Below are 17,511 nucleotides of genomic sequence, written 5' to 3'. Positions count from 1 at the left end.
CACGATCCCTTCAACCCCTCCTCCCATGCACATCGAAGAACGCATCCACATCGCCGTCCCGCCCCGGGTCATCGACCGCATCTGGAGCGAGGTCGACCGATGGCACCTGTGGGACCCGGACACCAAGCAGGCCCGGCTCGACGGCCCCTTCGCCGTGGGCACCAAGGGCCGGATCGTTCCGCAAAAAGGCATGGGTGTTCCGATGGTGGTCACGGAGCGCTCCGAGGGCCAGTCGTTCACCGCGCAGGGCTACATCCCCCTGTTCCGCATGCACTTCAAGCACACGGTGTCTGCAACGGACAGCGGCTCGGACGTGGTGCACCGCGTGTGGTTCACCGGCGCCCTGGCCTTCCTGTTCGGGCCGGGCGTCGCCAAGCAGGTTCGACACGGACTGCCCCGGACCATGCGGTCGCTGAAGGCCTACGCCGAGCAGCGCCACGCCACGTCGGGGTCCGGCGACGCCCCCTGAAAGCCGCCGCGCGCTGGCATCGCACCGCGAATTCCCGCACGCTGGCGAATGAAGGCGCATCATGGGCCGATGAACATCCAGCTCGGTTTCGAGATCGCCTACCAGTTTCCCCGGCCGACGCCGATGATCCTGGCCCTCAGCATTCACTACTCGCGCGCCTCGGACCTCCTGCGCCCCGACCACCTGCTCACGAAACCGGCCGTTCCCACCACCGCGTACCGTGACCTGTTCGGGAACTGGTGCACACGCCTGGTCGCCCCCGCGGGCCGCTTCGTGCTGAGCACCGACACCGTGGTCCACGACAGTGGCGCACCCGACATCGTCGTGCTCTCGGCGCCGCAGGTGCCGGTGGAGTACCTGCCCGAGTCCACCCTGCTCTACCTGCTGGGCAGCCGGTACTGCGAAACCGACCTGCTGTCCGACTTCGCCTGGCAGCGTTTCGGCAACGGCCCGACCGGCTGGGGCCGCGTGCAGGCGGTGTGCGACTTCGTGCACCAGCACATCGAGTTCGGCTACCCGCATGCGCGGCGCACCCGCTCGGCGTTCGAAGCCTTCAAGGAAGGGCAAGGCGTGTGCCGCGACTACGCGCACCTGGCCATCACGCTGTGCCGCTGCCTGAACATTCCGGCCCGCTATTGCAGCGGCTACCTCGGCGATGTCGGCACCCCGCCGCCGCACGGCACGATGGATTTCGCGGGCTGGTTCGAGGCCTTCCTGGGCGACCGCTGGTACACCTTCGACGCGCGCAACAACGTGCCCCGCATCGGCCGCGTGCTGATCGCGCAAGGGCGCGACGCCAGCGACGTCGCACTGTCCAACACCTTCGGGCCCAACGAACTGGATGGGTTCAGGGTGTGGTGCGACGAGGTGCAGTGAACTGAATCGCCGCTCTTCGCCGACGCCACGCACTCCGCACTACGCGCTACGCGCTGCCCCAGCCCCCGCCCAGCGCCTTGTACAGGTTCACGGTGTTCACCGCCGCCTTGAGCTGCAGTTCGATCAGCTGCTGCTGCCCGGTATACAGCTCGCGCTGCGCGTCCTGGCTCGAGAAGTAGTCTTCCATGCCGCTGCGAAAGCGCGTGCGCGAGATGCCGGCCACCTTCTCGAGCACCTGCACGCGCGCCTGTTGCGCCTCCAGCTGCGGCTGCAGGTGGTCGCTGGCGATCAGCGCGTGGGCCACCTCGCGAAAGGCGACCTGCGCCGCCGATTCGTAGCCGGCCATCGCGGCGGATAGACGCTCTTCACTGGCGCTGACGTTGGCCGACCGTCGGCCCCAGTCGAAGATCGGCAGCGACACGCCCAGCACGCCGGCCCAGCTGCTGTTGCCGCTGTTGAGCAAGGTCGACAGCTCCTTGCTGACACCGCCGGCCAGCGCCGTGAGCGAGATGGTCGGCAGCATCGCGGCCTTGGCCGCGCCCACGCCGGCGTTGGCGGCCTCGACGCGCGCATAGGCCGCGAGCAGGTCGGGCCGGCGCTGCAGCAGGCTCGACGGCAGGCCGGCCGCGACCTGCGCCGTGGAACGCTCGGGCCAGGGCCGCGCGCTGCCCGTCTCGGGCGGCACGGGGCGCCCGACCAGCACGTTGAGCCACTGCAGGTCCTGCGCGACACGCATGCGGTATTCCTCCTGCCGCACGCGCGCGGTCTGCAGCAGCGACTGCACCCGGTACACGTCGAGCTGCGCGGCGCCGCCCACGGCGCGGGCGCGACCGATCGTGTCGGCATTGGCGTTCAGCGCGGCCTCGTTGGACTCGGCCAGCGCGAGCAAGGCGCGGTCGGCGCGCAGCGTGAGGTAGGCGTTCGACACCTCGCCCACCAGGTTCATGCGCGCGGCCGCGTGGTCCTTGTCGCCGGCCTCGGCGAGCGCGCCGCTTTGTTGCGCGGTGCTCTGCTGCCGGCCGAAGAAATCCAGCTCGTACGACATCACGCCCGCCTGCACGTCGAAGCTGTTGGACACGCGCCCGTCCGACGGCAGGTTGCCGACCGGGCTGAGCGAGCCCTGTGGCGTGGTCTGCGCGCGCTGGGCATGCGCCGACAGGCCCAGCGCCGGGAACAGCGAAGCGCGGTTGCCCGCATAGTTCGCGCGCGCCTCGCGGGCCTTCGCGGCATAGGCGCGCAGGTCGCGGTTCTGTTCGAGCGCGGTGGCGATCAGGCCGCGCAGCTCCTCGTCCTGCACGAAGCTGCGCCAGTCCACGGGCTGCGCGCCCGGCGCCGTCGTGCCCGCGGGCCATTGCGACGGCACCGACAGGTCGGGGTCCTTGAGCGGCGGCGTGAGGTTGCACCCGGTCGTCACCAGCACGATGCACACCGCCAGCACCGCGAAGAGCAGGCGCAGCGACAGGCGCGCGAAGCCCGCGCCCGGCGCGCGCATGCCCGCACTCGCGAACAGCGCCGACGCCGCCTGCCAGGGCCGCACCTGCACGGCCACGTGGCTCGGCGGCACGTTGAAGACGTGGCGCACCAGGTCTTCGCGCTGCGCCTCGGTGGCGGCGAACTTCAGCTCGGCGCCCGCCCTGCCGCGCGCGGCGAGGTGGGCCGGCAGCCAGCCGACCGGGTCGACATGCACCTCCAGCGGCTGCCCGACGCGCAGGCGCTTGAGCGGACCCCGGCCTTCGAGCAGCGCGCCGTCGGCCGCGATGTTGACGAAGCGCGACTCGCCCTCGCCCGCCGCCGTGCGCACCCGTGCCCGCGCACGCCAGGGAAAGCGCTCTTCCTGCTGCGGGCGCGGCAGGTCGACGCAGGCCATGAGCGCGCTCAGGCACAGCACCAGCGCGATGCCGGTCCACACGAGGTTGAGCTGGTCGCCCGGCGTGAGCGCCTCGCCGCCCAGGGCCGCCATCGCGGCCGCGCCCTGCAGCGCCACCAGCAGGCCGCCGAAGACGGCCACCAGCTTCCAGTGCACCACCGTGCGCGAGCGGTCCAGCCCCTTGGCCGTCACCTTGAACGGATGGCCGAAGGGCTTCAGCATCGCGCGCGCCAGCGTGCCGCTCACGGCCATCGCCGCCACCAGCTGGCTCACCTCGCTGAACACGGGCAGGCAGCGGCGCTGGCTGACCCAGTAGCTGTAGGCCCAGAACATCACGAGCGACGGCAGGCCGTAGGCCGCAAAGGCCTGCGGCGTGGCATGGAAGGCCGAGACGCCGGCATACCAGTACAGCGCCGGCGCCAGCAGCACCAGCACCATGAAAGGCTTGCCCAGCCAGTGCAGCAGCCCGTGCAGGAAGTGCAGCCGCGCCGACAGGCTGTAGCCCGGGCCGCGCAGGGGCCCGTCGGGCAGCAGCGCGAGCTGCACCGTGCCCAGGCACCAGCGGCTGCGCTGGTTGATGTAGTCGATGATGCTCTCGGCCGACAGCCCGTTGGACAGCCGCTCACCCAGCCAGCGCGTGATGCGGCCGTGGCGCAGCAGCAGGTAGGTGGTGTGGATGTCTTCGCACACGCTGCCGACCGGGAACCCGCCGGCCTCGGTGATCGCGTCGCGCCGCACGATGAACGAGGTGCCCACGCAGAACGCCGAATCGACCGCGTCCTTGGCGGGCTGCAGCACGTCGAAGAACACGCGCTGCTCGTCGACCCAGCTGTCGGTGGCGCGCAGGTTGTGCTGGATGGGGTCGGCGTTGTAATAGAACTGCGGCGTCTGCACCAGCCCCACGCGGCGGTCCTCGAACAGGCCGAGCATGCGGTAGACGATCTGGCGCTGCGGCGCGAAGTCGGCGTCGAGCACGAGGATGAAGGGCGCGTCGGTCACGCCTGCGGACAGCCGCAGGCCGTTGTTGAGGTTGCCGGCCTTGGCATGGCGGTTGTCGGGCCGCCGCGCGTAGTGCACGCCGCGGCGCTCGCAGTACTCGCGCAGCCAGTCGCGCCGCGTGTCGTCGAGCACCCAGACGTTCAGCCGCGGGTAGTCGATGGCCTGCGCGGCGATGATGGTCTTCTCGAGCACGGCCAGCTCTTCGTTGTAGGTGCAGATGAAGACATCGACGGCCGGCACCTCCTCGCCACGCGCATGGCGTTCGCGCAGCGCGGCCTCGCCCCGGTCGGCCTGCGCGCGGTTGTCGCGGCGCCGCATGAGCATGTGGATCGACATCAGCGTGTAGACGATGGCCGTGAGCTCGAAGCCCAGGAACACCCAGGCGAACAGGGTCTCGAAGCCCAGGTCCGAGGGCGGCATGGTGGCCACGATGCGCCAGACGGCGTAGCGCAGCAGCAGCAGCGCCGTGAGCGCGCCGAACAGCACGCGGTGGGTGACGCGCTCGACCCTGGCCCAGGTCATGAGGAGCAAGGCGAGCCCCCCGACCAGGGCGTTGAGCTGGAATTCCGGTGTGGCGATCAGGCTGGACATGAGGGAACTTCCGATGCGGCGGTCTTGCCGGTGAAGGGGTTGAAACCCGTGGCGGCCAGGGCGATCCAGGCGGTCGCGCCCAGGTGCGGCCAGCGGTAGTAAAAGAAATCGGCACCGGTCGAATCGGGACCGATGGCCAGGCCGGTGGCGATGCGCGCGCTCGGCGTGGCGTAGTACAGGCCGTTGCCGGCGCGCTGCGAGGCCAGCAGCTGCCACAGCGCCTCGGGCGCCGCACCCTTGCGGGCCACCAGCGTGGCGGCGGCCTGTGCGCTGCCTTCGGTCCAGATGCCGTCGGGCTCGCGCGAGAAACCGTAGCCCGCGCCGACGCGGTGGTGCTTCTCGACCCAGTCGAGGCTGCGCACCCAGGCGCAGGAGCCCTCGGGCGCCGCAAGCACCGGCCACAGCTGCGCATCGAGGCCGGAGCCTTCGGTGGAGATCGTGGCGCCATCTTCCTTGGTGCCGATGTGAAAGCGCTGCTCCGACGGGTTCCACATGCGGCCCACGAAGTCGAGCGCGGTGCGCGCCTGGCGCGGCTCGGGGCCGTCCGGCTGGCCGTCGGCGCGCACGGCCCGCGCGGTCCACGCCGCCGCCATGGCGATGTCCAGGTTGTGCTCCGTCGACTTCCAGGTCTGCGCGCGCTGCGCGTTGTCCCAGCCGTGGCGCCCGCCGTTGTAGCCGTCGGGGCCGTTCCTGGCGCGCGTGTTCTGTTCTGTCCAGGCCAGCAGCCGTCGCGCGGTCGCCAGGTAGGCGGGCGTGGGTTCGGCCTGGTGCAGGTTCAGCAGCAGCAACGCGGCCCAGGCCACGTTGCCGGTGGCGGTGCTGACCTGGTAGGCGTCGGCGATCCACTGCTTGCGCCCGGCGTCCCAGCGGCCAGGCAGCGCGGGCTTTTCCTCGGTGACTGGCCCGGCGCGGTAGGCATTGCGCACGCGCCCGTCGGGCATCGTCTGGTCGTGCGCCACGGCCCGCACCACGGCGTCGCCGATGCGCCGCGCGGCGGCGCGCTCGCCGCACGCCAGCAGCGCGATGCCGGCCAGCGCGTTGTCGTAGGTGAAGGCGGCGCCCGCCAGCGCGGGCTCGAACGGCGGTTCGCCCTGTGCATTCGCCGGGCGGTAGCTGGTCAGGAACAGCGGCCCCGACGTCGCGCCGCCCTGGTCGTGCGCGACGACGCGGCGCAGCCCGTCGCAGCTCTCGCGCGCAAGGGCCTGCTGCGTGGCGCTGGGTGAAGGCGAAGGCGCAGCTGCAGCGACGCCGGCAAGCGCCATCGATGCGGCGGCGCACCGTGCCACGGCACGGAAAGAGAAAGGGATCGACATGGCGTTCTCGGTGGGCTGCGCGACATGCTTTTTCAAGCCTTGGCGAGGCTGGCCGAGACCACCTTGCCCGGCACGCACAGGGTCTGACGGCTGCCGTCTTCCGAGGGCGGCGGCTCGGGCGCCTCGATGCGCGCCACCGCATAGATCGAGCCCTGCTCGGCAAAGGGGAAGGGCACGCTGTACGTGCTCTGCAGTGCGTCGGAGGCCACGGGCAGCAGCTGCTCGACGCGCGCCTGCACGTCGACGTTCTGCGCCACCTTCACGTCGAGCTTGGAGCCGACGCTCAGGCGCTTGGCCAGCCGCGCGGGAAACACGGCGACCACGCCGATCCGGCTGCAGTCGGTCACGCGCACCAGCGAGGAGCCCGCCGTGACATACGCGCCCTCGGGCGCCAGCACCGTGTGCACCATGCCGGGCTGGCTCGCCTTGACCTCGTAGGCGGCGAGCTTGTCGACGCGGCGACGCTCTTCGTCCTCGAGCTGCGTGATCTGCGCGAGCTGCTTGACGATCGCAGTGCCGTCCTGGCGCGCGCGGTCGCTGCTGTTGCGCAGCGCTTCGCGCCGGCTCGCGAGCGTCTGGAACAGGCTGTTGCCGCTGGTGCCCACGAAGGCGCCCTGCCCCGCGCTCGCCACCGTCTGCGCCTGTCCCGCGAAGGCCTGCTCGGCCACCGCCGCATTGGCACGCGCGGTGCTCAGCTGGGCCTCGGACGCGTTCATCACCTGTTCGCTGATGGCGCCTTCTTTCAGCAGCGCCTCGTTGGTGCGCACCTTGTTCTCCTGCTCGGCCACCACGCTGTGCGCCACGTCGCGCTGGCGCTGCGCGATCTCCCACGCGTCCCAGGTCTGCGCCAGCGAGGCCTGACGGGTCACCTGCGCCTGCTGGCCGATGGAGCGCATCTCCTGGCTGTCGGACCTGTACTGGTTGCCCAGCTGCGACAGCTGGCTTTGCAGGGCCAGGCGCTGCGTGGTCAGCGTGGTGAGGATCTCCTGGCTGACGGTCGGGTTGCGCACCGTGGCCACCAGCGTGCCGGGCGCCACCGCATCGCGCGTGCGCACCGCCATCTGCGTCACCACGCCATTGATCGGCGACGTGACGATGCCGACCGGGGCCTGCAACACGGCCCGCGTGGCCTGCGAGGACAGGAGTGGCTCGACCAGCGTGGCGACCATCAGCCACAGCACGAAGGCCAGCAGCGCATAGGCCGCCAGCTTGGGAACGAAGGCGCCCCGCTGGCGCCGGGCACTTCCGGCACCCGGGGCGCGCGGTCGGCCCGGTTCCGACGGAAAAGGAATGGGTCTGGACACTCGCATAACCACCTCTTGGAAACATCGACGGCATGCCGGCGAACGGCATGCCGTCTGGTGAAGAAAGAGACTCGAATCAACCTCCCGACCCCTCGGTCCGCGCCTCGATTTGTCGTGCTGCGGTGCAATAAAGGTACGCCCAAAGCGCGGCCGACCCTGCTTCCGGGAGAAACAAGATGTGCGAACTTCACATCTACTTTTCGGCCACGGACCGGGCGAAGTCCTACATAGGTATTGCGGCGGTGGGGGTTGACACGGGCTGGGCGTGTCGGCACGCACGGAACAGCGTGTGATCGCGTTTGTCTCGAAGGCCCACGGGCATCGCACGGGGCCAGGTCCGATGAAGCGGCCCGCTGCGCGCGCGGCGTCGAGAACGCGGCTTCGGCGTCGCGTTCAACAGGCCGTAACGATATTGCCGCGATTGGTCACAGCCGCCGCGGGGGCGCTGTGGCGGGCACGCATCAGCGACGGTCATCAACCCCGGCGAGCCCCATGCCCTTCGCGACATGGGGACACGCCCAGGCTGCGGCATGCGCGCGTTCTTCCTTTGCACCACCGGCTTTTCGGCGGTTGTCCTACACCTTGGGCCGCGCAGAAGACTAGACCTGTACCTGCGCCGGATCAGTGCCGTGCGCACCCCTTTTCCTGCCGTGGACCACGGCCGCCCAACTTACTTTTTCTTCAAAGGATTCCAGATGCGAAAAGTCAACGCTGTGATGACCCGCGATGTCGAGGTCATCAGTCCCGACGCCACCATCGCGGAGGCCGCCAGGCGCATGCGCGACGGCGACTTCGGGATGATGCCGGTGGGCGAGAACGACCGCATGATCGGCGCGATCTCGGACCGCGACATTGCCGTGCGCGGCATCGCCGAGGGACACGACGGCAACGCCAAGGTGCGCGACGTCATGTCGGACGGCATCCGCTGGGCCTACGAGGACGACGCCGTCGATCATGCGGCGCAGCTCATGGCCGAGCACCAGATCCGGCGCCTGCCCATCGTCAACCGCGACAAACGGCTGGTGGGCATCCTGGCGCTGGCCGATGTCGCGGTGAAGGAGCCCAAGGTCAAGCCGGCCGCCGAGGCGCTGTGCGGCATCTCGCAACCCGTCGAGGCCTGAGAAGGTCTGACCAGGCGAGGTCCTTCACCCCGATTCACTGTCCCTTCCCTTTCTTCCTGGAGGACTTGCCATGCACGTCGCACCTTTCCACCTGCTCGCAGCCGCCGCCATCGCGGCGAGCCTCGCCGTGACCGGTTGCACGGTCACCCGCCCCTCCGGCGCGGCGAACGACATCCCGGCCTCGTCGGCATCGGCCATCGACGCCCAGGTCGACGCGTCGCTGGCCCGGCTCTATGACACCGTCGCCGGTTCGCGCGCGCTCGTCGCTGGCGCGCAGGGCGTGCTGGTGTTCCCGTCCGTGGTGGGCGGAAGCTTCGGCATCGGCGCCGACTATGGCCGCGGTGCCCTGCGCAGCGGCGGCCGCACGCAGAGCTACTACAGCACGACCGCCGGCTCCATCGGCTTCCAGGCCGGTGCGCAGTCGAAGGCCGTGTTCTACGTGTTCACCTCCAGGGAGGCGCTGGACAAATTCCGCCAGAGCCGGGGCTGGACGGTGGGCGTCGACGCGACGGTGGCGCTGGCACGCTACGGTGCCAACGGCGTCGTCGACAGCAGCACCTTCCGGCAACCCGTGGTCGCCTTCGTGATGACCAATGTGGGCCTGGAGGCGGGTGCGTCGGTGCAGGGTGCGAAGGTCACCGAAATTCGACCTTGATACGGGCATGGCATGACGGGCATCCGGTCGGAAACGCCATCGACAAGGAGTGCCCGTCATCATGCTCAACGGAGCCGAAGCCCACCCGATCCAATCCGCGACGCGCGCGTTGTTCGACCGCTATGAGCGGGAATTTAATGCGGGACTGACCGGCGAAGCCGACCTCGAGGCCGTGGCGACGCTGTACGCCGCGTGCTTCATTGCCGCCTCGCCCGCCGGCGTCTTCACGGGCAAGAACGATGAAGAACTCAGGAGCGTGTCCGCGAAGGGGTTCAAGCATTACCGCGACACCGGCGTGCAGCGGATGACCGTGCGCAACCTGGACATCTCGGCCATCGACGATTTGCACGGGCTCGCCCGCGTGGCGTGGAGAGCGATCTACAAGGTCGAGGGCGCGCAGAAGGTGATCGACTTCACCAATGTCTATCTGGTGCGGCTCGAGGGCGGCACCGCGAAGGTGTTCGGCTGGATCACCGGCGATGAGGCCGAGGTGCTGCGGCAGCACGGCATCGCTTGAGAGGCTGCCGGGCGCCGAGGAATGTTGGCTGGAGCGGGTGAAGGGAATCGAACCCTCGTCAGTTGCTTGGGAAGCAACAGCTCTACCATTGAGCTACACCCGCGGCAGGCGCGGATTCTAACGTCAGTTCACTCGCACACGGCGCACGCTCAGGTCTGCAGCGCATCCCTTCGCAGCCGCAGCGCCGCGCGCCCTTGCGGCGTGATGAGCAGGACGACGGCGACGCGCGGGCCCGTGCCGCTGGCGGCCGGTGGCAGCACGGCTTCGATGAGGTGCGCGGCGACCAGCATGGTCGCGCAGTGGATGTCGGCTTCGTCGCGGACCGCCATCGGGAACGACGCGTCTTCGATGCGCTCCAGAAAGTCCATGGGCATGGGAAGGCTCCTGAGGAAACGAGGCGCAGTCTAGGTCGTTGCGCCCCCGAAATGCGGGTCCAGATAGGTCGCTTTTGTAACCAAATCGACAGGTCGCACGGTGCGAGCGCCGTGCGAGAACTTTCGCCCGACAGCGCCTCGCCACCCGCGTCTCAGCGCGGTGCATGCATCCGTGCGAAATCGCCGCAGGCCAGCACGATGGGCCCGTGCGGATCGGCCCTGAAGCGCGCTACCGCCGCCGCCGAGATCACGTCGAAATGCCGCTTGCAGGCATGCAGCGTGTGCTCGCCGATTTCCTGCGCGCCGAGCGCATCGTGCAGCACGTCTTGCGAAATCTGCGCCAGCACGCGCGCGCCGTCGGGACCGTCGGGGTACACGGCGAAACGCACCGTGGCCGTATCGAAGCAGTAGATGCCTTCGAAGTCCATCTCTTTGTCTCCGTCACCATGGGGTCAGGATTCGGCGCGCGCGACGCGACGCGTGGTGATGGACTGGCACGCATGTTCGGGAAGGAAGCGGCCTACAGCCTCGGCGCGTGCCTCAGGCCGAGCCGCTCATCACCGGCCTGGTGAGCGTCGACGTCGCCTTGGCGCCCAGCGTCATCTCGGTGATCCACGACACGAGCAGCGCGCCATAGGCCTGGCGCGATTCCAGGCGCGACAGCGCGTGGTCCGCGCCGGACAAGGTGCGGTAGGTCGCCGAGCGCACGCGCTTGAAGGCCGCGAGGTAGTTCTCGATGACGGGGTGCGGCACGATCTGGTCGTCTTCCGATTCGACGATGAGCACGTCGCCGGTGAAGGCCGCGCAGGCCGCGAGCGCGCGGTTGTCGTCGGGCCCGACCAGCGTGCGGCGGTAGGCCACGAGGTCGGAGCGGCTCAGCAGGCCCTTGGGTGTGTCCCACTCGCCGTCGCGGTACAGCGCGGGCGCGCGCAGCGCGAGCCAGCGCACGGGCCGCATCGCACTGACGAGCGCGGCCAGGTAGCCGCCGTAGCTGCTGCCGACGATGGCGACGGCCGCGGGGTCGACGGTCGGGTGGCCCACCAGCGCGTCGTAGGCGGCGAGCACGTCGCGCAGGTTGTCTTCGCGCGTCACCTGCTGGCGCAGCCCTTCATGGCGCGCATGGCCGCGCAGGTCGAAGGTCAGGCAGACGCAGCCAAGCGCTGCAATCTCCTGCGCGCGCTTGAGGTACTGCTCCTGGCTGCCATCCCAGCCGTGCACCAGCAGCACGCCCGGCACCATGCTGGACGCGGCGAACAGCGTGCCCTCGATGTGATGGCCGTCCACGGGAATGTCGATGGAACTATGGCGTGTCGGCATGCGGGGTGGCGGTGGTTTCGATCACCGTGTATTTGCACAGCGGCCCGGTCTCGGGGTCGTTGCCCTGGTAGGCCACGATGGCGCCGGCGGGCACGCACGCAGCCTCGCCGTACACCTCGAAGCAGGATGCGTGCACGCGCTGGCACGCCGGGTCCTGGTGGAAGGCTTCGAGCGCCGCGATCTCCGCGCCGGTGGCGCCGCCGACGCGCCACGACTGCTCCAGCACGCCCGAGCGCCAGTCGCCCCGACCGTCGAGCCCTTGCGCCACGTCGTAGTTCACGCGCGAGGCGAAGAAGTCGGGGTAGCAGTCGATCACCGCGCGGTGGTAGCGCCGCGCCTGCTCGATCGCGCGGCGCAGCGGCGGCGGCGGATCGACGCGGGCCAGCAGCGCGTCGAAGTCGCCGCGCACCAGCAGCAGGTCGGAGCCGCCGTAGACCTCCTGCCCGGCGTTGTCGCGCGTGAGGCGCTGCTCGCCGCAGTAGCTGACGAGACGCTGCGCCACGATCAGCTGCCCGACGCTGTAGGTCTGGGGTTGTTCCAGGTTGGTTTCGAGCACAAGGCCTTCGGTGGCGATCGCGCGGTCGTCCATCGCATCGAGACAGCGCTCGAGCGCATCGATGCCGTCGACCACCTGCTGGCCGCGCCCGCCGGTCGCCGTCACGGGCTTCAGGCGCACGCGGCCGATGTCGAGCAGCGCCCTCCCCGCAACGCGCGCCTCGTCCAGGCTGAAGCAGGTGAAGCCGGGCAAGGCGGCATCGGCGATCTCCACCGCGATCCGGGCCGACCAGCCCAAGGGCCGCACGGCGTCGGGGCCGATGAGCGGATGGCTGATCGCCTTGGTGGCGACGAAGGCATGGGGCACCACGCCGCCGAAGAGGTCGTCCACGCCGGCGATGCCCATGGCGCGCGCCTGGTGCGGGTCGGTGAGCGTGTCGCTCGGCACGAAGTAGAGCGGGTCCGGCCCCGGTTGGCTGGCGTCGTAGGCGCCCGCGAACGCCCAGCCCTGGAGCGCCGCCAGGCGCTGCGCAACGTTGGCGCGCGTGGCGTGCTCGTGTTCGCTGCAGTAGCCCTGCGGACGCACGTCCCAGGTGACGACGCGGCGCGTGGCCGGGCCGGTGGCGGGTTCCGCGGCCATGACGGTGTTCAGGCGCAGGTCCATCGGGGCCTCAGGCGTCGGCCTTCTTGTTCTCGTCCTTCTTGTTCTTGTCCGCATCGCCCGATGGCAGCTTGACCTTCGTGACGGTGACCGACACCGGGTCGCTCGCCGGAAAGGACTCTTCCACGCCGCTGTCGAGCGCTTCTTCGCTGGACGGCTGCTCGGTCGGCTTCGCAGGCTCGGCCGGTGGCTTGTCGTGGTTCTCGGACGTGGGAAACGGAAACTTCTCCGGCGGGTTCTGGTCCGGGCTCGCCGGCTTCGGGTCGGGGGTCTGCTTCGAAGTCATGGGGTCTCCTTGGTGCGATGCACACGGGCTCACATGGCTGCCTCCTCCGGGTTGGCGGCTGCAGTGCCTCCATGTTCTGCGGATCGCACGGCACGCCGGTCGGAGGGCACAGCGCCTGCGCGTGGGACCCGTCTGGCACCCGGCTGCGCCTACGCCTCGCCCCGCCTTCGCCCACGCGTGCGGCCTTGGCCCACACGAAGACCGGACACCTGGCCGATGCGGCGCGGCCCGAATGCGGGCACACCAGAGGGCATGGCCCGTTCCGACACGCCCCTCGCAACCTACCAGGCGAAGCGCGACTTCGCCGTCACCGACGAACCCGCCGAAGGCGGCAAGGCCCGTCCACACGCGCCCGCGTTCGTGATCCAGAAGCACGCGGCGCGGCGGCTGCACTACGACTTCCGGCTCGAACTCGACGGCGTGCTGGTGTCATGGGCCGTGCCCAAGGGGCCGAGCCTCGACCCCGCGCACAAGCGCATGGCCGTGCATGTGGAAGACCATCCGCTGTCGTACGCCGGCTTCGAGGGCACGATTCCGGAAGGCCACTACGGCGCGGGCGACGTCATCGTGTGGGACCACGGCACCTGGGAGCCCGTGGGCGATCCGCGCAAGGGCCTGGCCGCGGGCAAGCTCGCGTTCCGGCTGCACGGCCAGAAGCTCGAAGGGCTGTGGGAATTCGTCAGGATCGCCAAGGGCGGCGAGCGGCAGGCGCCCTGGCTGCTGTTCAAGAAGCGCGATGCCTTCGCGCGCTCGCATGCCGAGTACGACGTGGTGTCCGCGCTGCCCGACAGCGTGGCCGGGGCGCGCAAGAGCGCCAAGGCCAAGGCCGCGCCCACATCGCCCGCCTTGCCCGCAACGGGCGCGGTGAAGGCACGCCTGCCCGCCAGGCTTTCGCCGCAGCTCGCGACACTCGCCACCGGCGTGCCCGAAGGCGCACCCGGCGACTGGATCTTCGAGATCAAGTTCGACGGCTACCGCCTCATGGCGCGCATCGGCAACGGCAAGGCACGCCTGCTCACGCGCGGCGGCCACGACTGGAGTGCGAAGCTGCCGAAGCTGGTGGCCGAGCTGGAGCGACTGGGCCTCGGCAACGCCTGGCTCGACGGCGAGATCGTCGTGCCCGACCAGGACGGCACGCCCGACTTCAACGCGCTGCAGAACGCACTCGACCGCGAACGCGCCGACCCCATCGTGATGTTCCTGTTCGACGTGCCCTTCTTCGAGGGCTTCGACCTGCGCCACACGCCGCTCGCCGAACGCCGCCGGCTGCTCAAGCAACTGATGGACGCGCGTGCCACGCGCCGCCTGCGCTTCAGCAGCGACTTCGAGGCCGATGTCGACTCGATCCTGCAATCGGCCTGCCGCATGAACCTCGAGGGCGTGATCGCCAAGCGCGCCGACGCGCCGTATGTCTCGCGCCGCAGCGACACCTGGCTCAAGCTCAAGTGCATCCGGCGCCAGGAGTTCGTGGTGTGCGGCTACACGCTGCGCACCGACAGCCCGACGCGCATCGGCAGCCTGATGCTGGGCGTGCACGCGAAGAACGGCGAGCTGGTGTCGGTCGGCGGCGTCGGCACCGGCTGGAGCGACCGCGAGGCGCGCGACATCCGCCGCCAGCTCGCCGCGCTGGACACCGACCACGCGCCGTTCACCGGCGGCGAGGCCAAGCCCGGCCGCCGCCGGCCGGGCGGCACGCGGCACTGGGTGAAGCCGAAGCTCGTGGCCGAGGTGCGCTTCGCCGCATGGACGCCGGACGGGCAGGTCCGCCACGCGTCCTTCGTGGCGATGCGCGACGACAAGCCGGCCTCGGAGATCGTGCATGAAGAGCCCCGCGACATCGCACTTGTCTCCCATGAAAAGGGCACGAAGGCCATGAAGACACCGTCGAAGAAATCCGCCTCCACCGTCGGCGGCGTCGCCGTGAGCCACGGCGAGCGCGTGATCGATGCGGCCTCGGGTCGCACCAAGCTCGACCTCGTGCGCTACTACGAATCGGTGGCCGACGACATGCTGCCGCACCTGAAGGGCCGCCCCTGCTCGCTGGTGCGCGGGCCGCAGGGCGTGGGCGGCGAGATCTTCTTCCAGAAGCATGCCGAGAAGGTCCACATCGCCGGCGTGAAGCAACTCGACCCGGCCCTGTGGCCCGGCCATCCGTCGATGCTCGAGGTCGGCACGCTCGAGGCCTTGCTGAACGCAGCGCAGTTCAACGTGATCGAGTTCCACACCTCGAACGCGACCTCGACGCACTTCGAGCGGCCCAACCGCATGATCTTCGACCTCGACCCGGGCGAAGGCACGCCGTGGGCGCATGTGCAGGAAGGCGCGCTGCTGATGCGCACGCTGCTCACCGAGCTGGGCCTGGCGTCATGGCTCAAGACCAGCGGCGGCAAGGGCCTGCACGTGGTCGTGCCGCTGCGCATGCATTACGACAACGACACGGTGAAGGCCTTCTCGCGCGCCATCGTGCAGCACATGGCCCACGTGATCCCCTCGAAGTTCGTGGCCAAGAGCGGGCCCTCGAACCGCGTGGGCAAGCTTTTTGCCGACTACCTGCGCAACGGCGTGGGCGCGACCACCGTGGCGGCCTACTCGGCGCGGGCGCGGCCGGGCATGGGCGTGTCGATGCCGGTGCGCTGGGACGACCTCGCCGGTCTCAAGAGCGGCGCGCACTGGACCATCGCCACCGCGCGCGAACACCTGTCGTTCCAGTCCGAAGACCCCTGGGCCGCCTACTGGACCACGCGCCAGCCGCTGGGCGAGGCGATGAAGCGGCTCGGCTTCAAGCGATAGCCACGAACCCACGCACAAGGAAGGAAGCACACCATGGCCACGAGAACCCTCTGGAAAGGCGCCATCACCTTCGGGCTGGTCCACATCCCCGTGGGCCTGCACACCGCCAGCACCGAACAGGGCATCGACTTCGACTGGCTCGACAAGCGCAGCATGGACCCCGTGGGCTACAAGCGCATCAACAAGCGCACGGGCAAGGAGATCGCGCGCGAGCAGATCGTGAAGGGCTTCGAGTACGAAGACGGCAAGTACGTCGTGATCTCGCCCAAGGAGATCGAGGCCGTCTACCCGCGCACCACGCAGACCATCGAGATCCAGCGCTTTCTCGACGTGGGCGAAATTCCCTTCGTGTACCTGGAGAGGCCCTACTACCTCGCGCCGATCAACAAGGGCCAGAAGGTCTACGCACTGCTGCGCGAGGTGCTGGTGAAGACCGGCAAGGTCGGCCTGGCCAAGGTGGTGATCGCGACCAAGCAGCACCTGGCACTGCTGATTCCCTTCGGCAAGGTGCTGGTGCTCAACCTGCTGCGCTGGGGCGACGAGATCAAGGACGCCGACGGGCTCGACCTGCCGGCCGCCGGCATCAAGGGGGCGAAGCTGTCGGCCGCCGAGATGAAGATGGCCGAGCAGCTGGTCGGCGACATGTCGGGCCCGTGGAACCCCGACGAATTCAAGGACGAGTTCAAGCACGCCGTGATGAAGATCGTCGAGAAGAAGGTCAAGGCGGGCGACACGGAGACGGTGGTGCAGCCGGAAGAAGAAGCACCTGAGGGCGGCGCCGAGGTGATCGACCTGACCGAGCTGCTCGCGCGCAGCCTGCGCAGCGGCAAGCGCACGCCGCCTGCGGCGAAAAAGCGTGCGGCGAAGTCGACGGCTTCTGCACGCAAGACCGCGCACAAGCCTGCTGCGGCCAAACGCGCGAAGAGCGTGGCCCGCAAGGCGGCTTGACTAGCGCCGCGGCGCTTTCGCAGCCCCCGGCAGCGCCGCCACGCGCTGCGCCAGGAAGTCGACCAGCACCTGCACGCGCAGTGGGAGCTGCCGGCGCGGCGCATAGAGCAGGTGCAGCTCCTGCGCCGGCCCCGTGTGCCGCGCGAGCACGCGCACCAGCCGCCCCTGCGCAAGCAGGTCCGCGACCATCCACGTGGGTTGCAGCGACACGCCCGCGCCGGCGAGCACGCTGTCGAGCAACGCCACGGCGTTGTTGACGCGGTAGCGGCTGCGCACCGGCACGGTCACCGCACCGTCGGGGCCCGTGAGCAGCACGCCGTCGTCGCCCGCCGCGTAGCGCAGGTAGTCGTGCGCCAGCAGATCGTGCGGCGTGCGCGGCTTGCCGCGTGCAGCCACGTAGTCCGGTGACGCGACGAGCACGCGCGGCCAACTGCCGAGGTGGCGCGCGACGAGGTCGGGCGGCAGCACGCCGCCGACGCGCAGCGAGACGTCGATGCGTTCTTCGCGCGGATCGACGAAGCGGTCGTCGAGCACCAGCTCCAGTTCGATGTCGGGGTACAGCCGCAGGAACTCGACCGCCATCGCGTTGAGATGCCGCTGCCCCAGCGTGACCGGCGCGCTCAGGCGCAGCAGGCCGCGCGGCTGCTGCACCTGCGCGCGCGCATCGGCCACGGCGTCGCCGTAGTCCTCGAGCATGCGGCGCGCGCGTTCGTGAAAGCGCTGGCCCTCCTCCGTGAGGCTCAGGCCGGTGGCCGCGCGCCGCAGCAGCCGCACGCCCAGTGAACGCTCCAGCCCGGCGACCAGCTTGCTCACGGTGGGCTGCGTGGTGTCGAGCGCGCGGGCCGCGCCCGAGAGGCTGCCGAGCTCGACGCTGTGCACGAAGGCGGAGAGTGCGCGAAGGGTGTCCATGGGGTCATTCGAATTGGGA

Annotated in this window: 16 protein-coding genes and 1 tRNA gene; 7 read left to right on the top strand and 10 right to left on the bottom strand. The window is 69.9% G+C overall.

Annotated features, from left to right (window positions below; genetic code table 11):
* Positions 1-25: 25 nt before the first annotated feature.
* Together AC07SQ_RS23855 and AC07SQ_RS23850 are read left to right on the top strand one after the other, a co-directional pair.
* Complete coding sequence (locus AC07SQ_RS23855; protein ID WP_062482767.1) at positions 26-469, top strand: SRPBCC family protein; 444 nt, start codon at positions 26-28, stop codon at positions 467-469.
* A gap of 69 nt (positions 470-538) precedes the next feature.
* Positions 539-1,345: a transglutaminase-like domain-containing protein gene (locus AC07SQ_RS23850; protein ID WP_495271549.1), complete on the top strand. Its 807-nt coding sequence runs from the start codon at positions 539-541 to the stop codon at positions 1,343-1,345.
* A gap of 46 nt (positions 1,346-1,391) precedes the next feature.
* On the opposite strand, the gene AC07SQ_RS23845 is transcribed toward AC07SQ_RS23850, so the two are convergent.
* Genes AC07SQ_RS23845 through AC07SQ_RS23835 form a run of 3 tightly spaced genes read right to left on the bottom strand, consistent with a single transcriptional unit; the run spans position 1,392 to position 7,425 of the window.
* Positions 1,392-4,802 carry an efflux transporter outer membrane subunit gene (locus tag AC07SQ_RS23845; RefSeq protein WP_495271550.1) on the bottom strand — a complete coding sequence of 1,137 codons (3,411 nt, stop codon included), beginning with the start codon at positions 4,800-4,802 and terminating at the stop codon, positions 1,392-1,394.
* Complete coding sequence (locus AC07SQ_RS23840; RefSeq protein WP_495271551.1) at positions 4,790-6,115, bottom strand: hypothetical protein; 1,326 nt, start codon at positions 6,113-6,115, stop codon at positions 4,790-4,792. Before AC07SQ_RS23840 ends, AC07SQ_RS23845 begins: the two co-directional genes overlap by 13 nt.
* Before the next feature lie 32 nt (positions 6,116-6,147).
* Positions 6,148-7,425, bottom strand: a complete 1,278-nt coding sequence (locus AC07SQ_RS23835) for an HlyD family secretion protein (protein WP_495271552.1) — start codon at positions 7,423-7,425, stop codon at positions 6,148-6,150.
* Between the two features lie 689 nt (positions 7,426-8,114).
* Here AC07SQ_RS23835 and AC07SQ_RS23830 point away from each other — a divergent pair.
* From AC07SQ_RS23830 to AC07SQ_RS23820, 3 genes are all read left to right on the top strand, one after another.
* On the top strand, positions 8,115-8,540 hold the full coding sequence (locus AC07SQ_RS23830; protein WP_159277250.1) for a CBS domain-containing protein: 426 nt from the start codon (positions 8,115-8,117) through the stop codon (positions 8,538-8,540).
* A 70-nt stretch (positions 8,541-8,610) separates the two neighbouring features.
* The gene (locus tag AC07SQ_RS23825) at positions 8,611-9,195 is read left to right on the top strand and encodes a BPSL1445 family SYLF domain-containing lipoprotein (RefSeq protein ID WP_095744962.1); all 585 of its coding nucleotides are present in this window, start codon (positions 8,611-8,613) and stop codon (positions 9,193-9,195) included.
* Positions 9,196-9,256: 61 nt separating this feature from the next.
* Positions 9,257-9,712: a nuclear transport factor 2 family protein gene (locus AC07SQ_RS23820; protein WP_495271553.1), complete on the top strand. Its 456-nt coding sequence runs from the start codon at positions 9,257-9,259 to the stop codon at positions 9,710-9,712.
* A 29-nt stretch (positions 9,713-9,741) separates the two neighbouring features.
* On the opposite strand, the gene AC07SQ_RS23815 is transcribed toward AC07SQ_RS23820, so the two are convergent.
* From AC07SQ_RS23815 to AC07SQ_RS23790, 6 genes are all read right to left on the bottom strand, one after another.
* A tRNA-Gly gene (locus AC07SQ_RS23815) sits at positions 9,742-9,815 on the bottom strand.
* Positions 9,816-9,861: 46 nt separating this feature from the next.
* The gene (locus tag AC07SQ_RS23810; protein ID WP_062472399.1) at positions 9,862-10,086 is read right to left on the bottom strand and encodes a hypothetical protein; all 225 of its coding nucleotides are present in this window, start codon (positions 10,084-10,086) and stop codon (positions 9,862-9,864) included.
* 152 nt (positions 10,087-10,238) lie between these two features.
* Positions 10,239-10,514, bottom strand: a complete 276-nt coding sequence (locus AC07SQ_RS23805) for a hypothetical protein (RefSeq protein ID WP_062472401.1) — start codon at positions 10,512-10,514, stop codon at positions 10,239-10,241.
* Between the two features lie 112 nt (positions 10,515-10,626).
* Entirely contained in the window at positions 10,627-11,403 is a 777-nt protein-coding gene (locus AC07SQ_RS23800) for an alpha/beta hydrolase family protein (RefSeq protein WP_495271554.1), read from the bottom strand.
* Positions 11,387-12,562 (bottom strand): DUF3182 family protein, encoded by a 1,176-nt coding sequence (locus tag AC07SQ_RS23795; RefSeq protein WP_495271555.1) that lies wholly within the window; start codon positions 12,560-12,562, stop codon positions 11,387-11,389. The genes AC07SQ_RS23800 and AC07SQ_RS23795 overlap by 17 nt, the downstream gene beginning before the upstream one ends.
* 7 nt (positions 12,563-12,569) lie before the next feature.
* Entirely contained in the window at positions 12,570-12,845 is a 276-nt protein-coding gene (locus AC07SQ_RS23790) for a hypothetical protein (RefSeq protein ID WP_495271556.1), read from the bottom strand.
* 252 nt (positions 12,846-13,097) lie between these two features.
* On the opposite strand from AC07SQ_RS23790, the gene ligD reads away from it, so the two are divergent.
* Both ligD and ku read left to right on the top strand, forming a co-directional pair.
* A complete protein-coding gene (gene ligD, locus AC07SQ_RS23785; RefSeq protein WP_495271557.1) occupies positions 13,098-15,635 on the top strand; it encodes a DNA ligase D in 2,538 nt (845 codons plus the stop codon).
* Between the two features lie 33 nt (positions 15,636-15,668).
* Complete coding sequence (gene ku / locus AC07SQ_RS23780) at positions 15,669-16,583, top strand: non-homologous end joining protein Ku (RefSeq protein WP_095947520.1); 915 nt, start codon at positions 15,669-15,671, stop codon at positions 16,581-16,583.
* On the opposite strand, the gene AC07SQ_RS23775 is transcribed toward ku, so the two are convergent.
* Complete coding sequence (locus AC07SQ_RS23775) at positions 16,584-17,492, bottom strand: LysR family transcriptional regulator (protein ID WP_495271558.1); 909 nt, start codon at positions 17,490-17,492, stop codon at positions 16,584-16,586. It lies immediately after the preceding gene.
* Positions 17,493-17,511 lie beyond the last annotated feature (19 nt).

This window comes from Variovorax sp. GW821-FHT06D12, assembly GCF_059419205.1.
The sequence above is the reverse complement of the archived record's forward strand: the minus strand, read 5'-3'. Positions and strand labels throughout refer to the sequence as shown.